We start from the raw sequence: 26,895 nt of genomic DNA, 5'->3' as shown, positions 1-26,895 counted from the left end.
CAGAAATTACACTTCTTGCGAAGGTAGAAGGTAACTGATGTAACCCGGGCTTGATGCGCATCGATACCAGCAGGTCATATGGGCATTATACTGTTAGCCAATTGATGCGTCCAACACTTATTTGATATATTATTGATGCTGTAGTAGCATCAACTAGAAGGGAGAAAGTAAATGGAGTTTCATCAGCTCACCTATTTTCTGGCGGCAGCTCAAACACAAAATTTTCGCAAAGCTGCCGAGCTATGTCTTGTCGCTCAGTCGGCTTTGAGTCGGCAGATAGCCGCCTTAGAAGCCGAATTAGAAGTAGAACTTTTTATGCGCAAAAAGCGGCGCGTAATTTTAACCGCAGCCGGGCAAGAGTTTGCCGAATATGTGAGAGGTGCCCTTGAGCAATTGCAGCAGGGGCAACAACTCTTGACTGAACTGCGTGCCGGCTACCGCGGTACCGTCCTTATCGGGTGCGTAGAATCCTTAGCGACCTCATTCCTCCCGCCTTTTTTTGCCTCGTTTCATCGAGAATATCCACATGTGCATCTGAAGGTGCGCGTGAATCATACGAGCGAACTGGTGAAATGGGTTGAACAAGGTGTAGTGGAGCTTGGCCTGCTATTAGATCCATCGCTGCAATCTGAGCTCTTAATCGTCACCGAGCTATTCCGTCAATCGCTCCAACTGTTGGTTCCGTTGCAGCATCCATTTGTAGCGCAAGGTCAGGCCTCGGTAACGTTGCAACAGGTGGCTGGAGAAGCGCTTTGCCTGCTCGATGGGACGTCTCGCCTGGGACAGATCACTACACGAATCTTTGCCCAGCGGGGACTTCAGGTGCGTCCTACCATTGAGATCGAATCTGTAGAAGGTCTCAAGGAGTTAGTGCGGCAAGGCGTCGGTGTGGCTTTAACCTTACCTGCCCTGGTAAGACCTACGCAGATTGGCGATGGCCTGGCCTTATTACCGGTTACCGATGTCACCGAGGAGTTTATTTTTGCCCTGGTCTATCGACGTTTTGGCCCTATTTCACATGCAGCGCGCGCACTGATTAACACAATTCAACGGCAGGCTACCTTGCAAGCTCCCTGACCTGCAAAGGTATCACCAGGCCAAGATAGGGCAGGCGAAGCATCTAGGAGTCGAAGGCTATTGCGTTGGTGGGGCGAGCTATAAGTTCACTGTAAATGGTCCCCATCTGCTCGGGCGGATAGGGCATGTCATGTTCTAGCCACCACTGAATCAGAGCAATCGACGAAGTAACGATATGATAAGCCGCGATCTCAATCGGCACAGGGCTACCTTCGCGTGGGGGATGCTGCTGCAGAACGTGGCTTATACCCGTCTCAATCGCATGTTGGAGAAGGGTAGATGACCAGCGACTTCTTAGCACCACGCGTACAACCTCGCTATGTTCCTGGACATAGCGAAATATCAAGGTTCCCAGAGTGGCGGGATCAGCCTCGGTTGGTGCTGGATGGAGCAGATCTATGAGATCGGCTAAGACCACGTTAAGCACATCTTCCAGCAAGGCATCTTTATCATGATAGTGACGGAAGAATGTTGCATACCCTACATCGGCTTGCTCTGTAATGTCGCGAATGGTTACCGACTCGTAACCCTTTTCTAGGGTAAGCGCTATCAATGCTCGGGCCAGCAAATTCTGTGTACGCTTCACGCGTCGATCATGTGTATCCATGTTTCTTTACCGCAGCATAATACTCTGCTCTATAAGCTCTCTATGCTGATCCATTATATCACGAGCTTGCTTAGTTGATTATGTTTTTTGTCCTTATAGGCATTGTGTACAGCTCTGCTTGGATAGCTTTTTTATAGCTGTCGGCACAACGTAGTCTTTAGTATAATGAACAACTTCAAAGTACATTATTTATATTTTTTGCTGCTGAGACTATTTTAAACCCTTATTCGTAATCATTGAAGACGCCAGTTTGTGGCGCAATGGAGGGATTTTGAAAGATCTCTGAGATGGTTTACGAGATGTCTGTCCAGGTGGCAGATTTTTCCAGGCCAGCTACGTTTCGCAATCTCAAAAAGCTGTTAAGGTCAGAAACGTCTCTTAAGGAGAGATAAGCGATGCTAACTGTATACACCCTCATAGCCATAATATTCGTCGCGTTCAGTACACTGCTTGGAAAGCTGATGTTTGAGGTCATGTCAACAAGGCTAGCTTCTAGGAAGATGGCTCATGTGCAGCGAGAGAAGAAAGTTTCGGCTGTATGGTGGCCACTATTTGCTTATAAAACAAGCGCAAGCCAGGTGAACAGAAGACCGATAATGAGATCGCATACCCTCATCCAGAGCTATCGTAGCGTAGGAATATGTGCTCTATTGTTGTTCCTGGTTGGCTGTGGCTCTACGGCGCCACAAAGTGCGGCTCCTTCGCCTACCCCTGCTAGCACACCACCAGGGCAGAGCACAGCGCAGACGGCTCCTACACATAATGCCGATTGGACTACCTATCACTATGATAATACGCGTGCGGGTATGTTGCCCGATATGCCTAATCCCCATCAACTTAGCGTGGCCTGGAAATCTCAACTTGATGGCGCTGTCTATGCCGAACCTCTGGTGATCGGCGATAGTGTAATCGTGGCGACCGAGGGCGACACATTATATGCACTTGATAGGCATACAGGACGCGTGCAGTGGCATGTGAACGTGGGCAATCCAGTTTCCCTCTCTACGCTGCCGTGTGGTAACATTGATCCTCTTGGTATCACTGGAACTCCTGTCTATGATCCTGCCAGTCACCTTGTCTTTGCCGTAGCTGAGATCCAGGGACCATCTCATATCCTGGTTGGGGTTGATGTCAACACGGGTAAGATTCGGATGCGTCGCGTGGTTGACCCGGCTGGCATTGAGCCCAAATACCATCAGCAGCGTTCAGCTCTTGCCTTATCTCAAGGCATGGTTTATATCACATACGGCGGATTGTATGGCGATTGTGGAAATTATCATGGCTGGGTCATCGCCTCGCGTACCGATGGTAATGGATCTCTCCTGACCTATAAAGTGCCAACGGCGCGCGAGGGTGGCATCTGGGCACCACCAGGGCCGGTCATAGATAGTAAGGGAGATCTCTATGTGGCTGTTGGGAACGGAGAAGCGACACAAGGCGACTGGGACCATACAGATTCGGTATTGCGCCTATCCTCAAGCTTAAAGCTTGAAGATGGTTTTGCCCCGACCCAGTGGCAGCAAGATAATGCCAATGATGCAGACCTGGGCTCGATGAGCCCTGTCCTCCTCTCGAATGGCTTAATCGTTTCTGTTGGTAAGTCGGGAGAAACCTATCTCCTGCATGCTAATGCGCTAGGAGGCGTTGGTGGCCAGATCCAGAAGCAGTCTATATGCCCTTCTTATGGTGGAGCTGCTTCAACTGGCACAGAACTCTTTCTTCCCTGTACTGATGGATTAAGACAGATCAAGGTTGGGGATGGGCCGAGTTTAAATGTAGGATGGCAGGCGCACGGACAGGTGACTGGCTCGCCTACTATTGGTGGACATACAGTGTATAGCCTTGACCGGGGCGGTACACTCTATGCGCTCAATATCGCTGATGGCTCAGTGCGAGCTACTGCCTCTGTAGGTCAAACTTCGCGCTTTGCTTCCCCTACTCTTTCAGGCAAGCAGATCTTTGTTGGAACCATGGCTGGCGTTGTTGCTGTTAGCATTTCCTGAGCTCCTCTTGTAGGACTACTTTAGCGCTCTGTGGTAAAGCTGCCCATTTGTTATGAGCAGCTTATCTATTTTCCCTATGATTTGTGGAGGCGAAGTTTGTGCTGGTGTCGGCATATCTAAGCCTCCCAAATTCTTTCTCAGTCCTTCCATGAGGAGCTACCTGTTGTATGTAAATTAATAGTATTCATTTTGAAGAGCAATCCAGCCCGCAGAACGGCTACTATATGTGAAAGAGGCGAATTGCTCCAGTAATATTCTATTTTTAGGAGAGAAAAATTAACTATTGAAACATATTTTTTCAGGTAGAAGAGGAGATAATAGAGGGTTTGGGGTAGCAATTGTAGGGTGAAATGGGCGGTTTGAAGCAGGTGATTCTGTTTACACCGAGTTCGCTGGGATATCACTTGTTCTTTACCTTTATCTACACCTTTCTAAATGAGCCTGGATAATACAATTATTTTATTAAAGTAAAAGGGTAGCTTAGGACAGTGCTACGAGGAAAACTGTAAGGGCAGGTGGTGTCGCTCATATTCAGAGCGGGTTTCGAAAGAAATAAGTTGGAGGACTCCTATGAGACGACGAAGCGTACTCGCGCTTATAGCGTCAGGAATAGCCGCCGGGGCAGCACTTGTAGTGGCAAAATTTGTTCCGGGGCCAAAGCAACAAGAGCTAGAATTGCCAAAGATCACAGTTCCCACGGTTACGGAACAAAATCCTATAGTCGCTGAGAACTCGCTGGTGGGAACAATTGCCTGGATGATTCCGGCAGGGCACGAAGCCACGACGCAGATTCAGGCATATGTAGGTGCGCGCTCGGTAGCGCCTGGGCAGAAGCTCACATTTTATGTAAGTACTAAGAAGGCCGGTACTCCCTATACGCTTGCCATTTATCGCATGGGATGGTATCAAGGTTCGGGAGCGCGGCTTATGTTTTCGACAAAATTAGAGGGGCAGGCGCAAGGGTATTATGATGCAAAGAATTTTAAGCTGATCGACTGTCCTACGCATTTTTACGATCCGGAAACAGGCCTGCTTGAGGCGCGCTGGAAGCCTTCTTATAATCTTACTATTCCCCAGGATTGGATGACTGGGGTATATCTGGTGAAATTGACTGATGATGCCGGCTGGCAGACGTATACCACATTTAACGTACTGGGGAATACAAATGCGCCATATGTAGTAGTTACAGCAGATACAACTTATGCAGCTTATAATAACTGGGGAGGACAGAGCCTCTATCCCGATAGCAGTAGGAACCATATTTCCGCGGCGAAAGTTTCCTTCGATCGACCTAGCGCGCTTCAGGAAGGGTCTGATCAAGTCCTTGTCTTCGAAGCTAATATCATTCGCTGGCTGGAGCGTGAAGGCTATAATGTTTCTTATATAAGCAATATTGATCTCCATACCAATCCGCAGCTTTTGTTACGGCATAAGGCTTACTTATCGATAGGGCACGATGAATACTGGACAAAAGAGATGCGCGAAGGAGTAGAAGCTGCACGTGATCGTGGAGTTGGACTTGCATTTTTAGAGGCTAATGCCTGCTACTGGCAGATCCGCTTTGAACCAAGCACAAGGGGTGTGCCTAATCAAACCGTGGTCTGCTATAAGGTGCTTTCGCCTGATAATATGGCTACAGACTCTGGAGGCGTCACACGCTTTGGGCTAACACGCGATCCTTTATATGGCATTGACAATAGCCGTGTGACTTCGCTATGGCGTGATCCTGTTGTAGGGCGTCCTGAGAACTCAATGATAGGGATCATGTACTCGGATTATAATAGTAAACTGCGTGGGGCCGCCTGGAAGCTAGATCCAGAAATTACCTCACCTTTCTTGAAGGATACAGGCTTGCAGCCAGGGCAACATTTTGACTTTGGTCTGGTGGGCTATGAATGGGATAAGGTCTTTAATAATGGTCATACGCCGTCAACTCTGCGCGTACTTGCGACATCGCACACGCTCAGCATAGAGGGCACACAAGATACCAGCAATACAGCCTACTATGTTGCACCTTCTGGCGCGCTTGTCTTTGCCTCTGGCTCGATCTATTGGACTGCGGCACTTGATTCCTATCGCTATGATAGAACTTTGCTAGGGACAAAGGATGCGCAGGTGGTCCCTGAGATCCAGCAGTTTATGAAGAATATTATGGCGGGGCTTGTTCAGCGCCATACCCTCTAATACGTTCACTTTATGATCGGCTTTGGGAAATGACAGCGAGAGGCAGCTGAAGTTGGCTTCCACATTCCTCGCTGGCCATTGAGAAACCTGTGAGCATGCGGAAGGGCAACCTGACAATGATCTGAAGGCTGTGAGAAGTCCCAAGCTTCTCGCAGCCTTTTTATACTTTTGGCGGATGGTTGATTATATGGAAGTTTGTTGATAAGATGGTCTTGTAAGCAGCGATGGGGAGTACGTGTTTCTGCCGCCATAGTTACTAGTAAGGTGACCAGCTGATGATGCAAGCAACAGTTTCTCAGGAAAATAAAGAATTGCCCTACCTGGATTGTACAGTCATGTTGCCGCTTTCCGCGCAACCTATCGCTGTTCCAAAGCGAGCCTCCTGGAAATTCATGGCGCTTGAGCACCATCGACAACCGCCGGCAGAATGCAGCTATTCCTTACCAATCCATAAAATGCGCATTGCTCTTCAACCATATCTATCTTTTGAGCATCGCGTAAATGATGGCCGTGTATCTCATCTGACCGTGGCCAGAGGGGATCTGGCTGTATGTCCCGCCCATTCTCTGCAGTGGATGCGCTGGCAAGAGGATGCAGAGTTTCTCCTACTATCTATCCAGCCAGCGCTGCTAGAGCGGTTTGCTGAGGAAGCGGAAATAGAGATCTCTTCTATCGAGCTTATTGAGACCCCAGAAGAGTTTCAAGATCCCTTGATCTATCAACTAGGTCTGACGCTTCTAACTGAACTTTCGGCCGAGAGCACTATTTTTTCTGCGGCTTATATAGATGCGCTATCCAATGCACTGGCCGCTCATATACTCAAACATTTTTGTCTGTATAGTCATAAAAAGTCTCTTGTGCCTGCCTCTACAAAGCTTAGTTCGACCGCCTGGAGAAATGTTGTTGAGTATATTCATACGCACCTTGATCAGGCTCTCACACTAAAAGAACTGGCGACAATTGTGGGAATGAGTTCATATCACTTTGCGCACAGTTTTAAACAGGCACTGGGTATTTCTCCTCACCAGTATATTCTACGTTTACGTATCGAGTATGCCAAAATGATGCTGCTCAAGGGTGAAGTGCCCCTCTCTGAGATCGTTATGCACCTTGGCTTTGCCGATCAAAGTCATTTTACACGCAGTTTTAAGCGCGTAGTTGGTATACCTCCTCGCATGTTTGTGCAAGAACATCGCAAGAATGTTCTATCCTAGCGCATGTTTGTTCAAGACAGGCAGGCCAGCATCTGACTATACTGTTCCTTGTAAGAAGATAGCGCACTTCCAACGAAATTGGAGGGTGTCGTATTCGGGCGCGTTGCAGGTGGGGATGATAGAGCAAACATCAGCTTACGTGCATTGTTAGATAGAGCTTAGAAAAGGAGCACATAGATGATCGTCGAGTACACTCGTTACAAGGTTCAGGGGCAACAGGCTGTCGCCCTGGAAGAGGCTTATCAGAGAGCGCGGAGCGGGCTAGAGCAATCTCCTCATTGCCTTAGCTACGAATTGTCGCGTTGTCTTGAGGATCAATCGACGTTTGTTTTACGCATTGAATGGGACTCAGTGGAGGGCCACCTTGAGGGATTTCGTAAGAGCCCGGAGTTTAGAGCGTTTTTCGAAGCCGTCAAACCATTTTTCAACGATATTCAAGAGATGCGCCATTACGAGGTCACCGCAGTGGCGAATAGAAAAGCTTGATCTCAGGCTTATTTGAGACCAGCATACCTGGCGAGCTGTTGGCATAGCAATAGTGCCGGCAGCTTGTCTGTTGAGAAGAGCGATGTAAGCGAATCAGTATATTTTAAGTGGGAAGCGGATGTAGAACGTAGAGCCTACTCCTACGGTGCTCTCAACCCAAACGCGGCCGCTATGGCGGGTAATAATCTCTTTGACAATATAGAGTCCGATACCAAAGCCGCTAAAAGAGCGATCAAGCGTACGGGCGCGATGAAAGCGCTCAAAAATGTGGGGTATTTCATCCGGAGCGATGCCAATTCCCTGATCCTTGACCCAGATCAGCACCTCCCGGTATCTATCCGGGTGCCGGACCTCCGCGATAGCCTGTAAGCCTACCTCAATCTCTCCACCTTCAGGGCTATATTTGATAGCATTATTGATAAGATTATTGATGACCTGTACAACGCGCTCTTTGTCGAAGGTCCCGATAAGCGTAGCAGTTTCCTGCAGACCTTCCAGTCGCAGATGAATGTGATGGTATTTCAACATAATAGCCTGGCTTTTCACGATATGGGTTATGATGGGCAGCAGATCGTGCGTTGCCAGTTTGAGCTCGAATTGTTCGTGCTCGATCCTGGAAACATCAAGCATAGCTTTAATAAGGCGAGCAAGGTGCTCGCTCTGATCAATGATGTGGGCGAGCGCAGAGCGTGTAAAGTCATTCAGGGCTGTATTTGTTTCTTCTAGCTTTAAGAGCTCGGCAAAGCCCTGGATGATGGTGATAGGTGTCCGTAGTTCATGGTTGGCGATAGAAAGGAACTCATTTTTGTGTTGCTCAATGCTTTTCTGAGCCGTGATATCCTGGAAAACCATGACTGCCCCAGTCATTACCTGATTTCCATCATAACTTGTATATAAGGGCGCTGCCGAAACCAGCATCGAGACCTGGCTACCATCGGAGTGAATAATAGTAGTTTCCTTGCTGCGTACGGTCTCGCCGCTGAGGGCCTGAATCAGGAAGAAGTTCCAGGAGATAGTTGGGAACTCAATGCCGGCCTGGGAGCTGGAAGCATAGCTCTGGGCAAAACGATGGACGGGTGTTCCAATCAGCTGAGGCAAGGGAAGCCGTAGGAGACGGCCAGCCGCAGGATTCGCATAATCAATGGACCCGCTAACGATTTCAGCAATAATAATTCCTTCGGGCAATTGGTCAAGGACACTATGTAAGCGCATCTGCCTGTTCTGTATGTCTACATGCAGACGAGCTTGAGCCAGGGCCGCAGCGATGTGAGTGCCGATACTCAGGAAAGTACGCATCTCGGGCCCCGTTGGTTGAATGACCTGGCTAAATGCTGCAGTTAAAACTCCTTCAAGCTGATCGCCGAACCAGAGAGGTGTGCAGATGAAACCGCGCATCTTCTTCTTGATCAGCGGATGTTGCTGATCTATGCGGCCCACCTTCACTGCAGCTTGGAGATCAGCGAGGAAAAGCGGCTGGCGATGTTGGGCTGTCTGGGCGAGGAGGAGGGAACTCGTAAAGGGAACCTGTTGTAAACTACTAACGATTTGTTTGCTATCCGGAGGGACATGTACGCATAGAAGGTGGTACATGCGTTGATCGTTGTCGGCAGTATGCAGGCTAATAAAGTCAGGATGGAAGTACGTTTGAATAGCATCGATTGCGATGGCGCCAATACGTTGCGTATCCATCAATTCGCGGACGCTACGCTCAACGATCTCGATGACTTCCAGGCGCTTGCGCTCTGCTTCAGCAGGGCTATCAGCCTCAGTGGCGAGGTAGGATTGGCGAGCTTGAACCTGAGTTGTGACCTCAATAAGCGTTTGCACTACATGGCTAACGCTTCCAGCAGAATCGCGTATGCAATCCAAAGTCCAGTTCCAGAAAGTGAGCTGGCCCTGAATGGTGTATGCGGCCATTTCTTCTGCGCGGTAGGGTTGGCCTGTTTCCGCGACTGAGTAAAAAATATCGCTAATGCCAAGCGGGAATAGCCATGAACCAAACTCTGTAATGGAGCGCCCGATGATCTGTTCATTGTGCCAGTGAAGATCAAGAAAGGTATTCAGGCTTGCCAGGAAGAGAGCATTTGCCTCCAGCAAACGAAACTCCTGGGCATCATAAATGGCGATGCCGATGGGCATATGCTCAATCATTACATTTGCGTAATGATAATTTGGTTTGTTTGCCTGGTTGACCAACAATAGCTCCTTCTTCGATGTTGCTAACAGTTGCATCATCTGAGAAGACAAACCTTGTCTTCAAGCTGGTGCTTAGCTACAAGGTAGATATGTACTTGGTATCATATATCATATATTCGCTGATAGTGTACAGTCTGGTTACCAACTAAACAATATATTTCAGGAATCATACATTTGAAAGTGGGAAGAAAAGGACTTCCAGAAACATGATCTGATATGTCTCCTCGATTTTTGTTCTGTATATATAAGTTTTGTAGAAGAGCTAAGACCTTTCTTGTGAGGGTAGGATTTTCTGCAGAGGGAGAAGCTGATGAGGGTTTTTCTTCGTCATGGGATGGTTGCCTTGTCCACCACTTTCCCCTTTCTATGTTTCGAGAGAGCGTTGAAGCGTTTCCTTAGCCACATGAGCAGCCGGAGGAGCGCCATCCCTTGTCCCGGCCTTCATTACACATCTATTCTACACGAGATGAAGACAATTTGCATCAAGCAAGGGGTGAAAACCCGAGAAGCGCCGCGCCGCTGGTGATCGATCCCCGTGGCGTGCGGTGGGCTCAAGCCCTTTCAGGCTAAGAACGTGAGGGCCTGCTTATCAAGCAACAGCGCTCTCTCACAGCGTGGCAAGAGCGCTGTAGATATATACTATATGAGTGCCCCATGAAGCGGGGCAAGCTTGACCTCGACTGGCCAACAGCAGAAAAGCTGCGCCAGAGCGTGACGCAGCTGTAAGTATCGTTTCTATTCATTCCCTGGTTCAGTGCAACAAGGTGGTGGGCAGAAGATGAAAGCCCTTCTTTTTCGTCGGGGTTCTGTCTTCTTCGGGGCTTTCTGGAGGACGAGAGAAGAGACTCATACCGATTGGTTAGTCTCTGTGCATTCCCTTTCGTAGTCTGGAAGCGTGATAGCATTGACCGCCCGTTGAAGATCTTGCATAATCTTTCCGGTAATGAGGTTCTTCCATGGCACATATGGCAGCACCCGCAACATAAGATTGCGAAACCAGAGCTGTATTTGGGTCTGCGGTGTGAAGTACTTGACAGCCACGGTTGCAAACTCCTGGTTCACCTTGACGTATTCGCGCATCACGCTTTCGTAGCGGGCAAATGCTTGTTGATAATCTCCAGCTGCGGCGTGAAGCTCTCCAGCCAGTACATAGGCGCCCACCAGAGCCAGACCTGTGCCTTGACCGGAGGCAGGCGAGGCGCAGTAAGCAGCATCTCCAAGCAGCGCGACTCGCCCGGCTGACCAGTGATCCATCTGGATCATACTTGTCGAATCAAAGTAGAAGTCCGGCGCATCCCCCATGAACTGAAGCAGCCGTGGGATATGCCATCCATCTCCGGCAAATCTGTTGGCGAGAAGCTTCTTCTGTTGCATGCTATCGCGGTAGTCGTAGGGCAGTGGCGGCGAAGTGAAGAAAAAAAGACACGTTGCCCTGGTGTTCTTTCCTGTGCTATAGATGCTCACGAGCTTTCCTGGAGTGCTGTAGTAGAGTTCCTGGTGGTCGAGATGAAGAAAGTTGGGAATGGTGAAGATGGAGATATATCCACCCAGGTGATGGATGAAAGACGAGTCATCCCCTAAGGAAAGTCGGCGTACATTCGAGTGTAGCCCATCAGCACCTATCACCAGGTCAAAGGTGCGTGGCTCTCCTCGCTCAAAGGTGACCTTCACCCCATCATCATTCTGCACAAGAGAGGTAATGGAATCGCCGAAGAGATATTCGACCTCCTGCCTCGTTTGCTCGTAGAGGATACATGCCAGATCACCACGCATGATCTCATCTTCACCATCAACGCGCCCATTCATGAAGTCAGCAGGCATGGTAACAATTGGCTTATTGTCACTGGTAACATACGTTGCACTTCGCATGTTGGTGCTCTTTCGTCGGATATCGTCAATTATTCCCATCCGCCTGGCTACCTCAACCGCTGCCCCTCGAATGTCAACTTTGTAGCCGCCCTCACGCAATTGCTTAGTTCGCTCTACTACAGTGGGCTGGAAACCATATCGCCTTAGACAGCATGCAAGTGCGGGTCCAGCGATGCTTGCACCTGAAATGAGAATATGTTTATTGTTGATAGAGAGATCTTTTTGCATGATCTTTGCCTTTCGCTTCTTTTTGTTTTTTCATGAGCGTCATTACTTTGGGTAAATGGATGTATGGATGGCATAGTTAAACGCAATAGGCGCGACAAAAATTCAAGAGCGAAAAGATCAAAATGGCCTTTTCAACTCGTAATGCCTGTGTAGATGTGTTTGGAAGGTTGGCATCCATATACTGCGTTGAGTATAGCCAATACATGGATGAGAATGCGCGACCCAATCGGGGGGTTGGGTGGATGGTTATAGAGTAATGCTAGAGTAGCTGCTCGCGTCGAGCAACCTCACTGGCCTCCACACGATTCGTCACCCCCAGCTTGCGATAGAGGTTTTTCACGTGCCCTTTGACAGTATTGACAGAGATGATCAGGGTTTGGGCGATTTCCGGGTTGCTGCGTCCGGCGACCAGTAAGGTGAGCACGCGCTGTTCCTGTGCTGAAAGCGGTTCCAGCAGCGAGCTTTCAACCATATTTTGGTTTGCAGAATGGGAAGCCTGCCAGGCAGGAAAGGCGTGCAAAATCTGGAGCGTGTAGGAGCGCAGAGGTTTCTCAGTGAAAGATGGGACAATAGCGCGCAGAAGGGCAGCTAAAGGCTCTCCTTCATCCAGGAAGAGGCGCAGGAATCCCTCGTGGCGCGCCTGTGAGAGAACTTCATAAAGCTGTTGGCGAGCCTCATGTTCCTGCTTGTGAGCGATATGAGCGAGCGCAATGAGAAGCCGAATTTCCAGAGCTCGATAGAGATGTTTCCCATGTTGTGCTGAGGCTAGGAGTTGTGCAAGCAAAGGTAATGCGGCTGCCGTTTCCCCCCTTGCCAGGAGCAGGCGAGCCTGTAGCAGGTGCATCGTGTTCTGTTGTGCCTGAGACAGCTCTTGCTCCTGGCACATGAGCATGTTCAGCGTGCGTGAAGCCCCGGAAAGATCGCCAGCTCTGATCTGTAAACGTGTTTGCCAGATAAGGACATCCAGGAGGAGTGGATGCGTATCAGGAAAAGTGCGAAGCTGCACCTGGAGTGCAGAAAGTGAAGCTTGCACCTTATCTGCCTCGCCACGGGTAGAGAGTACCAGGAGCCTGAAAAGTTCTACCTTCATATGGGCATATCCTTCTCCATACAAGAAGTTGCCTCTGTAGTTGTGGAGAGATGCTTCGCGGATTAACTGCTCTGCTTGATCCAGTTTGTTGCGTTCATAAGCGAGATGGAGCAACCCGGAGATGGAACCCGCACGAAGAAGATCATCACCGCTCTCATCGAGTATAGGACTTTCAGCAAGCGCCCGCTGGTAGTAGGAGCTTGCCTGATGGAACTCACCCATTTCAAGGCAGATATCGCCAAGTAAATTTCCGCTGACGCGGGCAAAGACGCGATCCTCGCTGCCCTGACTGAGAGTATATGCCTCAAGCACATGGTGATGGGCTGTATTAAAAAGCCCTGCTTGCATAGCTTCCATCCCCAGCGTAATCAGGCAGCCGCAGTGCCATTCGATCCACTCAGGTGGTTGGCGGTTAGGGGAAGCATATGGTCGTTCCGCTGCCGGGGGCAACAGTTGGAGTGCCTGGCGGGCGTAGACAACTGCCCTGGCGATCAAACCATGAACTATAGTAAATGTGGCACGAAAGGCAGAAAGGATGCCAAGCTGAAACATATCCCCACACTCTCGCCATCCCTCTTCGGCCATCTGAAGAAGATCATCGACCGGCTCAAGTCTCCAGATGGAGCCCTTTCCTTCTTCGGAGAAGAATTTCGCCTGAGCGAAGAGAAAACACAGAGCAGGATGGGTATGTAACAGGGAAATAGGAAGCTGTTCTAGCCAGCGCTGCATGGTATGGTGCTCGGAGAAATAAACGTGCTCATTGAGTTTCTCGATGAGAAGAGCGACGCGCTCGAACTTCCGAGCCGCAAGAGCAGATTCAATGGCTTCCACTAGCATTCCATGTGCTTCATACCAGCGTGAAGCCTTTGCCGAGAGATGGCACAGCGCGTCTTTGCCCAGACGACGGATTGCTTCGGCCCTCAAGATCTCGGCGAAAAGGGCGTGATAGCGATACCACTGGCCTGTGCTCTCCGTCGCTTCCAGAAAGAAGCCGGAACGCTGGGCCTGTGCTAGCCATGCCGTACTATCCGTCCTTCCAGTCACCACATCGCAAAGGGAACCGGTGAAATGGCCGAGGATGCTGGTCTGGAGCAAAAAGAGTTGAAGTGGCTCTGATTGCGCATTGAAGACTTCGCTCAGGAAATATTCCTGGATGGGCCGATGAGCGTGGTCAAAGGGAGATCCCATGCTCAGCTGTGCGAGGGTGCTCTCAACCCTCTGCGGTGTCTCTTGACCTTGTATGCTCAAGGTGAGCAGGCGTAGTCCGGCTGCCCAACCTTCAAGATGGGCGTGCAACATGCGCACAACTTCTTGCGAAAGAGGCTTTAGGAGAACTTGTTGCAGAAAAAGGGCGGTCTCCTCAACAGAGAAACGCAGGTGACCACCTTGTATATCTAGTACCTCTCCTCGGGCGCGCCAACGCATGAGCGGAAGAGGCGGTTCATTGCGAGTCAGGATGAGCAGATGCAGAGAAGTGGGCAGATGCTCGATGAAAAAAGCAAGTGCCTCATGGAGACGAGGATGCTCGATAAGGTGATAGTCCTCCAGAATCAGTATCCCAGCCGAGCTTTCACTGGCCAGATCATTGAGCAAGGAGGTTAACGCTGTCTGCAGCGGTGATGGTGAAAAAGACAACCGAAAAGGTTGGAAAAGGAGCGAGAGTGCTTCCTTTCCGACGAATGGATAGATGGTCTGGCAGGCAGTAATCATAGTAGACCAGAAACGCACCGGATCATTATCGCCGCGATCAAGCGAGATCCAGGCTACTGGTTCAGTCATGCTTTGGGAAGCTTCGGCCGGCCTTTGACGAGAGGCAAGCCATTGCCGGACCAGCGTCGTTTTTCCTGAGCCGGCAGGGGCCTGGACAAGAGTAAGTTTCTGTTTCTGTCCCCTCTCAAGCAGCAGGAGCAAGCGTGGGCGTTCAACGAGCAAGGCTGGAAGCCGAGGAAGTTGCAGTTTGGGCGCGAGTAGTGGGATGGAAGCGAAAGCTGGCGCAACAGGCGCTCGCTTCATTGGTTCCTTCTGTTGGAAGGTAGCTCGCTGTTGTGCCGGTTTGAAATCTGCCTGTGGGACCTGGCGAGATGAGTGAGGATTGGTAAGTATAAGAGCAGTTTCTTCTAAGCGCGAAAACGAAAGCTGATCACTATGCCCCAGATAGCGCTTGTGCGTACGCCCGGCTCGCCTGCGATACGCATACCAATAGCTTGCACGCGCGCGGACCTCTTTGATCACGCTGAGATGGCCTGTCTGTCCCTCAAACGCAAACGCTGTGTGCTCTTCTAGCCAGGCCGGCCATTCTCGTGTATCTTCTGGAGCAAAAGTGCGTTGGAAATGTCCTCTCGTTGTGAGGTCATAGCAGTGATGTTCTTCTGACCAGGTGAGCATGTGCAATGATGATTTCGACATAGATCCGCCTGTTTATGTGTGTTTCATTTTCCCAATCACCCAGCGCAGCAATCACCCAACCCCATAAGTATAGCGGATGGGTGGAGAACAGGGAAGAGGTGTTCGCTTCAATGTATGGGAAATGTTCCTCGTTGTGGACCATACGGATAACGCTGAGCGAAGAAAAAACTAGCAAATCACGCAAACGGCTTGCTCCATTTGGATCAATGTCCTCTCCTCCGATAGCTTGCCTTACCCCTGACGAGCAAATGCCTGAACCGAGATTGTATGATAGGGGTGACAAATAGATTTTATAAAAGAAGACCTGGACCTTGGGATTAAGTTTCCATAAGCATCAGTATAAGGAGCTTAGTGGACATATTTAGAGTTCTACATCGCATCTGGAGTCTTCTCTCCTGATAGAAAGTAGGGTGTGCTATGCCAATATTGCCAGATCATACGCACGATAAAACTGCCTATTTTACCGACCCGGAAAGCGCATCTGAGATGGCGCGACTAACAAAACAAGCGCGCCTGCTGACTGAAGTTATGGGAGGGCCACTGGCTGAGCAGGCCGAGCCGGCCCTGTTCCAGGATATCATCGATCTGGCTTGTGGGCCGGGCGAATGGGTTCTGGAGGTAGCCTTCGAGTATCCTGATAAACAAGTAACAGGCGTGGACGTCAGCCAGTTAATGATCGATTATGCGCGTTTTCAGGTCTCTCAACATAAGTTAAATAATGCTCACTTCAAAGTAATGGATATTTTGAAGCCGCTAGAGTTTGAAGAGCATTCCTTTGACCTGGTGAATATACGCCTGATCGCATCATTTATGTTTAGATCCCTCAATAGCTGGCCAATGCTTATTCAAGAGTGCGTCCGTATCACACGGCCAGGCGGCGTTATTCGCCTGACCGATTGTGAATGGTTTATCAGCAATAGTCCCATGACTGAGAAACTATTCGGCTTATGTACGCAGGCCATCCATATGGGAGGAAATGCGTTTTCGCCAGATGGGCGACATATTGCTATCACACCGATGCTGGGGCGCTTTTTACGCAACGCTGGTTGCCAGAACGTCCAGCATAGAGCCTTTGCCGTCGATTGTTCTGCGGGAGCCAGGGGACATCAGAGCTTTTATGAGGATATGATGGTCTTCCTCAAATTGGTACAACCGTTATTGTTGAAAGCTGGTATCGCCACCCAGGAAGAAGCAGACGTTTTATACCTTAGCGCGCTGGATGAGATGAGGGCCGAGGATTTTAACTGTATCTGGTATTACCTCACAGTATGGGGGGAGACAGCGATCCCTGAGCTGAGGAGGAATGAGCGCGCCTACACGCAAGTAACACCTTTGTGAGTGCCGTGCACGTGCTTGCGAGTACACAGTTGCCTTACGCATGTGATAAAATACATATCAAACTTATTGAGTCGTAGCCTCGCACGCATGCGCTGAATAGGTTCCACAAGAAGGTACGATACCTACTATGAGTACATATGAGAAAGATGCGCAGGCACTGGATGCCTATTCTCATGCTGTGACAACTTCAGCTGAACGCGTTGGACCGGCGGTTGTGCGTATTGATGTAGAGCGCGAGGGAAGACGCTATGGCTATTATGGTGCTCCGCCGAGATCTGGAGGCGGCCTGGGCTCTGGTTTCATTTTCTCCTCTGATGGACAAATTCTTACTAACGCCCATGTCGTTGAGAATGCAGGGCATATTCAAGTCACCCTTGCCGATGGCCGTAAGTTTGATGCCGGTCTTGTAGGCAGCGATCCCGAAGTGGATGTGGCCATTCTAAGGATCGGGGCTGATCATTTGCCGGTGGCGGAACTTGGGCGGACCCCTTTGCGCGTAGGGCAGCTGGTAATCGCCGTGGGTAATCCCTATGGCTTGAACTGGACAGTAACCGCTGGCGTAATTAGCGCGTTGGATCGTACATTAGAAGCCCCGGGTGTACGGAGAATGACCAGGCTGATTCAGACTGATACCTCCATCAATCCCGGCAATTCTGGCGGCCCTCTCGTTGATAGCGCCGGGCGCGTGATTGGGATTACAACTGCCATGATGCCCATGGCGCAGGGACTTGGTTTTTCGGTTCCCCTCGATGTCGTAAAAGATGTCATTGCTCGTGTTGCTCATAAGCGCACAGTTGCGCCAGGAGGCGTCTCTGTAGGTGTGGGCGGTATGCGTGTGCGTCTTGAGGAGAGCCAGCGCCATAGCTCTGGTTTAACCCAGCAGTTTGGGATGGAAGTGTTGGAGATTCGGCCCGGTAGCCCTGCAGAGCAGGCGGAGCTGAAGCGGCTGGATATTATCATTACGGCTGATGGCGAAGCGGTGACAGAGCCACGAGATTTGCAGCGGATTGTAAGGCGCCATAAAGTAGGAGAGAAATTGGCGCTTAGCTTTTTGCGGGGCGGCAAACAACGCCGTGTGACAGTAGTATTATAACAGCAGCCAGGCAGTATATAGATAGGTTAATTTGCATCCATCAAAGGCTGTCGTCCGTGTCATTTACATATTAAGATGTAAAGCCTTGAATTTGACATATACCAGAAAGATACGTCTTACTTCTTAGAGTGAGGTAAAGTGCACTGGTAAGGCTGGATGGACGAACAGCCTGAGAATGGAGGAAGCGATTACGATGTCTATAATGGCCTTTCTTGTTGTATTGTTGATTGTTGGCCTGACTATAGGATGTGGCGTTGTTATTAGTATGTACCTCTACTCTCGGGGAGCGATCGGAACGAAGAGATTTGGACGGGTACAGCGCCTACGCCCTGCCCTGGCAAATCAGGAAGCAGTCGCCGAAGAACAATTCTCTATGAGCATTGGAGTGCCAAATAAGGGCCCGGAGAGTTACCTTGGTAAGTGGGTAATGATCTTTCTGAGTACCGCTGTAGGTTTAAGTTTACTTATTGCATTGCTTATGAGTTTTATGCCACGTTAGATGTGCTATAGATAGTTAGTGACAAATAGAAGCGCACCCGTTGCTTGGTCGGCTTGAGATGTGATACAACGTTTCAAGTCGATCAGTTTTTTTATGCTAAGGAAAGAGGATCTTTGCCGATGTCGTCACTACCTCAGAGAATGCATACGCGTTTTACCGAGCTTGTCGGAATCCGCTATCCCATTGTGCAGGGAGGGCTATCCCATCTCTCGTTTGCGGAACTGGCGGCCGCAGTCTCTAATGCGGGTGGATTGGGCCAGATAGGTTGCGCTTGCTTTGCAACGCCTGAAGAGTTACGGGCAGATATTCAGAAAGCTCGACGCTTGACCGAGCAGCCCTTTGGCGTCAATTTTCCTATTGGGCATATCCCGCTAGAGAGCTTTCTGGATGCAGCGTTAGCCGAGGAACCTGCAGTTATCAGCATTACAGGCGGCAACCCTGAAGCGCTCCTGCGCCGCATTCAACAAAGTGGTGTCGCCGTCAGTACTATGGTGCTGGTCGCGGGCGTACGTGCTGCGCGTAAGGCGGAAGCTCTGGGAGCAGATGCAGTTATCGCGGTAGGCGTTGAGGGAGGGGGACATTTAGGACGAGATGATATTGGTACGATGGTACTGACGCCGAGGATTGTGGAGTCCGTTAAGATCCCAGTGCTGGCCAGTGGCGGAATCGCTGATGGGAGAGGCTTGGCTGCAGCATTGGCCCTGGGAGCCGAAGGTATAGAGCTGGGGACGCGTTTTGTCGCTGTACAGGAGAGCAATGCGCATACGAATTATCAGCAAGCCCTCATCGCCGCCAAAGAGACCGATACGCTGGTGATCGAACGGGCGCTGGGAAGGCCTGCGCGCGTGCTAAAAGGACGGCTGGCTGAGGAGATCTTGCAAATAGAAGCTGAGCTAGAAAAGCAGCAACTTTCCCCTGAAGAGCGCCTGAAGCGCCTCTTGCCCTACATTCGGGGAGCGTTAATACCCGCGCCTCGCTTGCAGGAGAGCTTGATGAAGGATTTGTGTGGGCCGGCCAGGTCATTGGATTGATTAACGATATCCCAAGCGCACAAGCCTTGCTAGAGCGTATCGTGCAAGAAGCTCATGAAATCGTGCAGAAGATGCAAAATATATTTTAAATTCATGATACAAGTTGGATGGGGATGCCAATAGAAGGCATCCCTTCTCCTTAGGCTTGTTCGGCGAGAAACTGACCTATCTCTGCCAGCGCAGCCATCGCGCGACAGGTAATCTCTACAGACTCGTAGTAGGGAATATGTTCCGCGCGTAGAATATGTAATGCTGGTATATCATTCCTGGCATAGATCGTTTGCACCAGGACTGGCTTTTGGTATTGCCTAACCAGCTGTCCAAGCGCGCGTGCTGCTTCCTCTTCACGGACCCCAAAGTCTTCTGAGAGCAGCCAGCGATAGCCGCCAAAGAGTCCGGTAATGATGACGCCATCGATTGCGGGATCGCGCAAGCATACTTCGGTCAAGTGGGCGAAGGAGAGCGGATCTTCATCGGCCGCTCCTGCCACATCGATAGGATTGGTTGACGTGGCGCGGGCGGGCATGAGCGCTTTTAAAGCCTGCTGGGTTTCGGTCTTGAGAAGCGGAACCTCTAAACCTTCGCGTATAGCCGCATCTCCTGTGGCAACCGAGCTGCCACCACCATCGCCAATAATCGCTATGCGCCGCCCGCCTCTGGGAGTAGGGGGCTGCTGGGCCAGGGCCTGGGCAACCGGAAAGAGCTCGTCTGAGCGCACTACACGGATGACGCCGCTGCCAGCCAGGCTAGTATCGTTATCGGGACGTATAGTGGCTTGTGAGCCTGTATGGGCAAGGGCCGCGCGCACGCCTACCTCGGTTGCACCACTAAGGAGAATAACCACAGGCTTGTAATGACCCTGGCGATACATTTCCAGCGTAACCTCACGTAAGCGCTCCGCGGAAATTGCCTCAACATAGCCAGCGATGACCGTCGTATCGGGATCATTGGCTAGATATTGCATGCATTCAGGAAAGGTCACATCAATAGAGTTGCCAAGACTTAAAAACGTGGTAAAGCCAAGACCATCGAGATGAGCCTGAGCATAAAAATACATGCCTAGGTTGCCGCTCTGCGAGACCAGACCGATAGGTCCGGCAGGGAGAGGAAAGACCATTCCCAAAGCATTAAGCCGGGAACGCTTAACATAGAGCCCCATGCAGTTGCTGCCGATAATACGAATACCATGCTCATGACAACGGGCCACCAACTCTTGCTCCTGCCGACGTCCCTCTTCCCCGGTCTCGCTAAATCCGGCGGTAATGATGACAATGCCCTTCACGCCGTGAGCAATACAATCGGCGACCGATTGCTCAACATGCTGAAAGGAAGTGGCAATAACCGCCAGATCGACAGGACCCGGTACTGCACGTAAATTGGGATAGGTAGCGCGCCCCAATACTTCCGGTACAGAAGGATTTATCAGATAAATTTCTCCTGGGAAGCCGCCCTGAATAAGCTGTTTTGCCGCGACATTGCCCCATTTTTGGGGGGAGCGGGAAACCCCTAAGATAGCGACTGAGCGTGGTTGAAGAATAGCGTTCAGATCATTAGGGGTATTACTCATCTCCCCTCCTCTTCGTCATCGTCATCCTGCATACTCTGTCCATTCTCGCGTTGCTTGCGTAGGAGCTCCTCAACTCCGCGAATCAATGTATCTGCGCTGGGTAGAGGACCAGTATTGGCTATTGAATCGGGGCTTATGCCCTCTTCATCGTCCTCATCTTCATCTTCGTCCTCGTCCTCGGCATTAGCTATCAATTGCTCTTCTAGCTTGCGCACATAGGCACTGGCCTCTGGATCGCGTGCTACCAGGGCTGTAATTTGCTCCTCAAAGTGCACAGCGTCTGATTGGATATCGCTGAGATCAAGCCCCAGGGATAGATAGGTATTGAGATAAGTGAGCAAGGCGGCTGTTACTTTGATATTTGGCGTAGCGGCCAGATAGTGAGGAACGGCTGCCCATAAGCTTGCGGTTGGAATATGAATTTGCTGGAAAGCATCATGTAGTACGCCAACTATTCCAGTCGGACCTTCGTAGCGCGAAGTATGAACATCCATCTCGTGCAAGCGTTCCTTGACCTCGCTATTAGATGAGGTACCTGAGATAGGAACGGCGATAGAGTGCGGAATATCAGCTAAAAGAGCACCCAGAAATACCACCTCTGAAGCATTAAAGTGCTTGCAGACATCCAGGAAGATATTGCTGAACGTTTTCCACTTTAGCTGAGGTTCAGTTCCTAGAAAGAGGATCACATCATGACTGAGGTCTGATGCAACATGAGCTAGAAACTGGTTGGTAGGCCAGACGACCGCCCGTTGTATCCCGTCTACAAGCCTGATCGTGGGCCTCGTTTCGGTAAAAACAAAAAACTCTTCCGAGTCGATTTCTGCAATTTTTTGGGGTGCCCAGCGGTCAACCAGAAATTGTATAGCTGTGGTTGCCGAGTCGGCAGCGTCGTTCCAGCCGCCAAACGCAACTACCACAATGGGATCTCGTAGCACTGGTTGCTGGTTGTAGTGTATAAGTGACATGTCGATACCTCTTTGTCAGCCTGATGCTGTTTCCCCGTGCGAATATATGGTATCATTCTATCATAGAGGCGCAACTTAATTCCTTCTCTTCTCTCTCTCCAGGCCGCTTGAAGCATTCTTGTCTCCAGCAGAAGGGTTATTATCCTTGTCTCCTGCCTGCCTGGCGTGGGTGCGCAAGTCCTTTTTGCTGTTGACGCTCAGTGCCATTCAAGCCCTAAGTAATTATAATGAATCTTGCATACGGAATAGCTTTAGTGGGATTTTTATACATGGTTTGAATTTTTTGGGTATTAACCTTATAATATATATGTTAATATGCATTTATCCAATATCTGCTTTTGATACAGACAGGGATATTTAAGGCACTTCTCGCTACAGTGATGGGTAAGCACATGGGAGCAAAGAAGCTGCTTAATACATTTATCTCCCCTGGCATAGAAGAAGAAATTGCTTTTCGGGGTGTGCTGATGACCAGACTGATACGTGCCTTTGGCACATCCTGGGGGATTGTGGTTGCATCTTTGATATTTGGTGTATACCATGTGTTCACCAATATTACGCTCCTCCATTTGCCTGTTGCAGTAGCTGTAATGCAGACAATCACATTTCAAGCCGTCTTTGGAGTGACCCTGGCATTTGTCTTACTGCGTACACGCAATATTGTTGCCAGCATTCTCTATCATGGAGTCTTAGATGCCCTGAATTTTACTGTTTTGTCTATAGTACTTCCATTGCTTCTTTTGCATTAGTTGTTTTGACGGAAAGCTTGTCTTTGAGCAGAAAGTGTGTGTCAAGGATTTTCTACTAGTGCCCATGATGATCTTCTTGGCTTAGCTACGAAGCGCTCTAAGTCAAACAAGGTGGTCACAGGCACCTCTTTTGAAGTTTACTCCCTTGAGACAGGTTATTCCGCTCATGTGGCCCAACTGTTAAGATCGCATAGAAACTCTTCTAGAAAACGCCAATGGAGTGAGTTGCTTGTCAGACACTCAGCTGACGGCAGACCTACATGAGCTAATGCGCTCCTCAAGCGCGCGGTATGTTCTGGCAGGCCAACAGTGACGCGCAGGAAGTCCTGGCCGTCGAGGAGGTTGGGGAAGTAGCGCAGCAGGATGCCATCAGCCTCAACGGCCTTCCTGATCTGTGGCAGCGCTACCTGCTCGGTCAGGATGCGGGCTAGAACGAAGTTGCCCTGCGACGGAATGGGGTCGAGAAATGGTTGCTGGGCTAGCATGCGATAGAGGCGTCCACGTTCCTCAATCACACGCTGCACCTTTTCCATGGCTTCCTCCAGATGTGCCAGCGTCTCGATAACTGCGATATGTCCAAGTACATTGACCTCGAAGGGATTTTGCATTCGACGCAGATAAGAGGCAATCCACTCAGGGAAGAGACCATATCCGATGCGTAGACCAGCCAGGCCTGCCCACTTGCTGAAGGAGCGCAACACGACAAGATTCTCGTAGCGCCCTACTAGGTGAGCATAGCCTGCTGGTCGGGTTGAGAACTCGATATATGCCTCATCCACTACCACAATACGTCCCGTATCCAGCAAGGTCAGCAGATCCTCCTGGGCGAGCAGGTTGCCAGTCGGGTTATTGGGGGAGCACACTACGATCATCTTCGTACTGGGGTTGAGCGAGGCGAGAATAGCCCGCGTGTCAATCTCGTAATCGGCCCGGCGCCTGACAGAGACTAGCTGTGCTCCGCAGAGCGCAGCAGCGGTGGCATAGAGGGAAAAGGTAGGCGGGCAGCTGATGATTTCGTCGCCGGGAGAGAGAAAGAGGCTCCATAGCAGTGTGATCAATTCCATACTGCCGTGCCCAAGCACAATGGCATGCTCATGTACGCCCGTATATGCAGCCAGCGCGGTCTTCAGTTGATAGGATTGTGTATCAGGGTACTGTTGATAGAATGTATAGTTCTGGAGTTGACGCTGGAAAGCAGCAACGGGGCCATACGGACTTTCATTGCAATTCAGCTTGAGCAGCGCTTCAAGAGGGAAGCCCGTGCGCTTGCTAAATTCCTGCGATGATTCGCCAGGAATATAGGGCGCAAGCCGGGCAATTTCCGGGCGCACAGGTATATGAAACTCGTCGTTTGGGGCTTGCAGAATACGTACAGAGGGACTTTTTTCTAGCATCCATTTACAGCTTTCTATATTTTTATCTATGGATGAACATTTTTTAATGATCCATTTTAGCAAACTAGTAGCTTAATAACAGATTAAAGAGATAAAAAGTGTTTGTCAATGTTCCTTGAAAAATTAGCCTGGCTCTCTCATTACTCAACCTTACCCTTTCATGGCCCAATCTTTCTCAGAGAGAGGAGCATATTTGCTTTGCAGACCCAGAGGCTGGGCTGGCTCGCTTCTTGAAGACGCAAGCTGATTGTTGCTCAGCGGCCCTTCCAAGCTGCATGTTCCATCCTTGTTGTGGGCTTGGGCGCCAATATTTAAACAGGTGGTAGTTGAGATTGTGGAGAAGAGAAAAGGTAGGCGGAGCGGGAGTTGGAGGCATAGCTTTCTCCCCAGGCGAAAATGTCCCAAAGAGTTATCTGCTATGCCTCATGCTGTGTATCAATGCGGCTGGGACGAGAAAATTGGTAGTGAAGATCCATGCATGGCTTCTAATGTAGAAGCCAGCTCCTGGAGCGTAGGACCAGTTGCTGGTCCCGGTCTCTCCACAGAGATCGAGGCAGCGACATTGGCCTGGTAAGCTGCTGAGGCAAAATCGTCGCCGGCGGCGAGCCGAGCCAGAAGCGCCGCAACGTGTGTATCCCCAGCTCCAGTTGTATCTACTGCCCGGGTAGGACGTGGAGGGATATGTTGAGGGGCATGAGTCGAGCTGGCTATCCAGCATCCCTCAGCACCTGCGCGAGCGATAACCAGGCCCCTGGAGGCGATCCGAGGAACAAGCGAGGCTGTAGCATCATCAAGCTTAGTAGTTCCAGTCAAAATGTGAGCCTCGCGGGCGTTTAGGCTTATTATGTCAACTCGTGTCAGTAAATGCTCAAGACGTGTGGCCGGAATTTCTGCCACAAGAGGGCCCGGATCAAAAACCAATAGAACTTGCTCGGAAAGCCCTGGTAGCCAGGATTCCAGGCTTGCCCCTGAGATTGGATAACAGAGCTCGTAGCCGGAGACGTAAACGGCATCTCCTGGCTGTAGGAAAAGTTGGCGCAGATCTTCCAGGCGCAGACGTGACTCTATCCCGGGGGCGGTAACAAACGTACGCTCTGCATCCTGCTCAACCAGCGCGATATCAAAGCCGCTATCTTCTCCGCGCACGCGGGGAAGCAGAAGCGGAATGCCCGCCGCCTCCAGATCTGCTATAACCTGGTTTCCCATAGGTCCGTCGCCTACCCGGCCGGCATAAGCTGCTGACAGGCCCAGTCGCCTGGCCCCGGCTAGAAGGTTAAAGCCACCTCCAGAGGTAAGCATTGTACGTCGGGCAACACTATCGCCACCGCGTTCGGGCAGGTGATCCACATACATGAGAATATCTATCAATACGCTACCAATAAGGACTAGCCGCTGAGGTTGCCTTCGGGCTGCACTTTTCATAGCGTTACCTCGCGTGGCAATTCATAGGAAGAGGACTGTTGATCAGCAGAGGATTGCCCTTTAGCTCCCCAGACGAAGAGCAGCCAGTAGATCAGCGCACTTACCAGGAAACCGATAAGATAACCCAGGCTACTTGTCGCAAAAATACCGATCGCAAAGGGGCCACTAAACCAGGGAGAAACCGTAAAGGCCAGGCCCGCCAGAATACCCAGGAGCCAGGCAATGAGAGCCGCGCGATTGATACCGGCTATGTAGAAGTAGGAGCTGCGCGCACTTGTATCGGTAAGGCCTGCAATATTATAGGAGCGCCGTTTAAGCATATCTATGAGGAATATCGCTGACCACGCAGTAAGCCCATCGGCGAGCAATTGCAGGAAGCTCTCAAAAGGAGTGAAGAAGTTCTGCGCAATGAGCATAACATAAATCGCTCCTGCGATCATGAGCACGCCGTCGATAATGACAGTTTTGTAGCGTTCGATCTTCAAGCCAATAGCCAGCAGATTTAGGCCTGAAGAATAGATTGAGAGATCAGCCCCAGCCACCAGACCGCCAATGGCCGTAATTAAATAAGGAATAGCCATCCAGGATGGAAGAGCGCTGCCAATGGCCAATACAGGATTTTCGGCGCTAGCCAGGTTACTGAGGTGGCTGGCGAGAAGGCGGCCCGTTAAAATAAGGACAAAGAGCGGAAGCGTAGAGCCGAATACTGTCCAGCCAACGATAGAGCTTCCTTTAACCTTATGAGGTAAATATCTGGCGTAGTCTGCCCCGGCGTTGGCCCAGCCTATTCCGGTGCCGGCGATGATAATGCTCAGGGTTGCTAGCACTCCTGTATCCCAGGGTCCTGGCTGGGCTGCGAGCACAGCTGACCAGTTTGTACGCGCAAGAAGGAAGACAACCACAACCAGAGTCAACGCGCCAAAGATCCAGGTGGCCGCCTGTTGAATCCAGACAAGCGTTGCATGGCCAAGCAGGCCAATAACTACAACCAGTACCGCAATGATGATCAGGCTGACGATAGTCCAGAACACATTTGAAGGTAGCCCAACAAGATTGAGCAGACCAAGCAGAGCATAAGCGGCTGTAATCACTGAGATGGTTTCCCAGCCAACCAGGCTGATCCAACTAATGAGAGTTGGTCCCAGATTTCCTCGTGTGCCGAAGGGCGCGCGCGAGAGGGTAAGCGTGGGAGCGCCACCCCACTTGCCCGCGATGCTCAGGACACCAACCAGCGCAAAAGAAGCTGCAGGCGCTATCAGTGCAACGAGAATACTCTGCCAGAGATTCAGACCCGAAGTGGCCAGGATGCCGCCATAGACTATACCCAGAATGCCAATATTGGCGGCGAACCAGACCCAGAACAATTCAAATGCAGTGCCATGCCGCTCGTTGTCTGCTATAGGCTCAATGCCGTGCAACTCAATCGACCATACCTTATCAGACTGGGGTGGCTGTTGTTGCTCATTCATGGCCA

Annotated in this window: 19 protein-coding genes; 10 read left to right on the top strand and 9 right to left on the bottom strand. The window is 50.5% G+C overall.

Annotation, left to right across the window (positions count from 1 at the left end; translation table 11 throughout):
* Positions 1-171 precede the first annotated feature (171 nt).
* Positions 172-1,077, top strand: coding sequence for a LysR family transcriptional regulator (locus tag EPA93_RS16960; protein WP_129888644.1), 906 nt, complete (start codon positions 172-174; stop codon positions 1,075-1,077).
* 43 nt (positions 1,078-1,120) lie between these two features.
* On the opposite strand, the gene EPA93_RS16955 is transcribed toward EPA93_RS16960, so the two are convergent.
* Complete coding sequence (locus EPA93_RS16955) at positions 1,121-1,684, bottom strand: TetR/AcrR family transcriptional regulator (RefSeq protein WP_129888643.1); 564 nt, start codon at positions 1,682-1,684, stop codon at positions 1,121-1,123.
* Between the two features lie 596 nt (positions 1,685-2,280).
* Between EPA93_RS16955 and EPA93_RS16950 the strand changes: the two genes are divergently transcribed.
* The 4 genes from EPA93_RS16950 to EPA93_RS16935 all read left to right on the top strand — a co-directional run bounded on the left by EPA93_RS16950 (position 2,281) and on the right by EPA93_RS16935 (position 7,571).
* Positions 2,281-3,687 (top strand): outer membrane protein assembly factor BamB family protein, encoded by a 1,407-nt coding sequence (locus EPA93_RS16950; RefSeq protein ID WP_165423197.1) that lies wholly within the window; start codon positions 2,281-2,283, stop codon positions 3,685-3,687.
* Positions 3,688-4,257: 570 nt separating this feature from the next.
* On the top strand, positions 4,258-5,871 hold the full coding sequence (locus EPA93_RS16945) for a N,N-dimethylformamidase beta subunit family domain-containing protein (protein ID WP_129888641.1): 1,614 nt from the start codon (positions 4,258-4,260) through the stop codon (positions 5,869-5,871).
* A 275-nt stretch (positions 5,872-6,146) separates the two neighbouring features.
* Complete coding sequence (locus EPA93_RS16940; protein WP_129888640.1) at positions 6,147-7,085, top strand: helix-turn-helix domain-containing protein; 939 nt, start codon at positions 6,147-6,149, stop codon at positions 7,083-7,085.
* 177 nt (positions 7,086-7,262) lie between these two features.
* Complete coding sequence (locus tag EPA93_RS16935) at positions 7,263-7,571, top strand: antibiotic biosynthesis monooxygenase family protein (RefSeq protein ID WP_129888639.1); 309 nt, start codon at positions 7,263-7,265, stop codon at positions 7,569-7,571.
* 93 nt (positions 7,572-7,664) lie between these two features.
* Here EPA93_RS16935 and EPA93_RS16930 read toward each other — a convergent pair whose 3' ends face one another.
* The 3 genes from EPA93_RS16930 to EPA93_RS16920 form a co-directional block, all read right to left on the bottom strand.
* On the bottom strand, positions 7,665-9,767 hold the full coding sequence (locus EPA93_RS16930; protein WP_165423196.1) for an ATP-binding protein: 2,103 nt from the start codon (positions 9,765-9,767) through the stop codon (positions 7,665-7,667).
* Between the two features lie 846 nt (positions 9,768-10,613).
* A complete protein-coding gene (locus EPA93_RS16925) occupies positions 10,614-11,864 on the bottom strand; it encodes an FAD-dependent monooxygenase (RefSeq protein ID WP_129888637.1) in 1,251 nt (416 codons plus the stop codon).
* Between the two features lie 259 nt (positions 11,865-12,123).
* Entirely contained in the window at positions 12,124-15,360 is a 3,237-nt protein-coding gene (locus EPA93_RS16920; protein WP_129888636.1) for a winged helix-turn-helix domain-containing protein, read from the bottom strand.
* Positions 15,361-15,777: 417 nt separating this feature from the next.
* Here EPA93_RS16920 and EPA93_RS16915 point away from each other — a divergent pair, with 417 nt between their 5' ends.
* The 4 genes from EPA93_RS16915 to EPA93_RS16900 all read left to right on the top strand — a co-directional run bounded on the left by EPA93_RS16915 (position 15,778) and on the right by EPA93_RS16900 (position 19,321).
* Positions 15,778-16,698, top strand: coding sequence for a class I SAM-dependent methyltransferase (locus tag EPA93_RS16915; RefSeq protein ID WP_129888635.1), 921 nt, complete (start codon positions 15,778-15,780; stop codon positions 16,696-16,698).
* Between the two features lie 127 nt (positions 16,699-16,825).
* Positions 16,826-17,791: a S1C family serine protease gene (locus tag EPA93_RS16910; RefSeq protein ID WP_129888634.1), complete on the top strand. Its 966-nt coding sequence runs from the start codon at positions 16,826-16,828 to the stop codon at positions 17,789-17,791.
* Positions 17,792-17,984: 193 nt separating this feature from the next.
* On the top strand, positions 17,985-18,290 hold the full coding sequence (locus EPA93_RS16905) for a hypothetical protein (protein ID WP_129888633.1): 306 nt from the start codon (positions 17,985-17,987) through the stop codon (positions 18,288-18,290).
* A 119-nt stretch (positions 18,291-18,409) separates the two neighbouring features.
* The gene (locus tag EPA93_RS16900; RefSeq protein WP_207229575.1) at positions 18,410-19,321 is read left to right on the top strand and encodes an NAD(P)H-dependent flavin oxidoreductase; all 912 of its coding nucleotides are present in this window, start codon (positions 18,410-18,412) and stop codon (positions 19,319-19,321) included.
* Between the two features lie 139 nt (positions 19,322-19,460).
* Here the strand turns inward: EPA93_RS16900 and EPA93_RS16895 are convergent, their stop codons facing one another.
* Together EPA93_RS16895 and EPA93_RS16890 are read right to left on the bottom strand one after the other, a co-directional pair.
* Positions 19,461-20,888, bottom strand: coding sequence for an acetate--CoA ligase family protein (locus tag EPA93_RS16895; RefSeq protein ID WP_129888632.1), 1,428 nt, complete (start codon positions 20,886-20,888; stop codon positions 19,461-19,463).
* Positions 20,885-21,856, bottom strand: coding sequence for a PAC2 family protein (locus EPA93_RS16890; RefSeq protein ID WP_129888631.1), 972 nt, complete (start codon positions 21,854-21,856; stop codon positions 20,885-20,887). The genes EPA93_RS16895 and EPA93_RS16890 overlap by 4 nt, the downstream gene beginning before the upstream one ends.
* 392 nt (positions 21,857-22,248) lie before the next feature.
* On the opposite strand from EPA93_RS16890, the gene EPA93_RS16885 reads away from it, so the two are divergent.
* Positions 22,249-22,605: a CPBP family intramembrane glutamic endopeptidase gene (locus EPA93_RS16885; protein WP_165423195.1), complete on the top strand. Its 357-nt coding sequence runs from the start codon at positions 22,249-22,251 to the stop codon at positions 22,603-22,605.
* Positions 22,606-22,769: 164 nt separating this feature from the next.
* Here the strand turns inward: EPA93_RS16885 and hisC are convergent, their stop codons facing one another.
* The 3 genes from hisC to EPA93_RS16870 form a co-directional block, all read right to left on the bottom strand.
* Positions 22,770-23,999: a histidinol-phosphate transaminase gene (gene hisC / locus EPA93_RS16880; RefSeq protein WP_129888629.1), complete on the bottom strand. Its 1,230-nt coding sequence runs from the start codon at positions 23,997-23,999 to the stop codon at positions 22,770-22,772.
* A 435-nt stretch (positions 24,000-24,434) separates the two neighbouring features.
* Entirely contained in the window at positions 24,435-25,421 is a 987-nt protein-coding gene (locus tag EPA93_RS16875; RefSeq protein WP_129888628.1) for a PfkB family carbohydrate kinase, read from the bottom strand.
* Positions 25,418-26,890, bottom strand: a complete 1,473-nt coding sequence (locus tag EPA93_RS16870) for a purine-cytosine permease family protein (RefSeq protein ID WP_129888627.1) — start codon at positions 26,888-26,890, stop codon at positions 25,418-25,420. Before EPA93_RS16870 ends, EPA93_RS16875 begins: the two co-directional genes overlap by 4 nt.
* Positions 26,891-26,895: the final 5 nt, after the last annotated feature.

This window comes from Ktedonosporobacter rubrisoli, assembly GCF_004208415.1.
Lineage (GTDB): Bacteria > Chloroflexota > Ktedonobacteria > Ktedonobacterales > Ktedonobacteraceae > Ktedonosporobacter > Ktedonosporobacter rubrisoli.
Note: the sequence above shows the minus strand (reverse complement) of the source record. Positions and strands in the feature narration are given on the sequence as shown.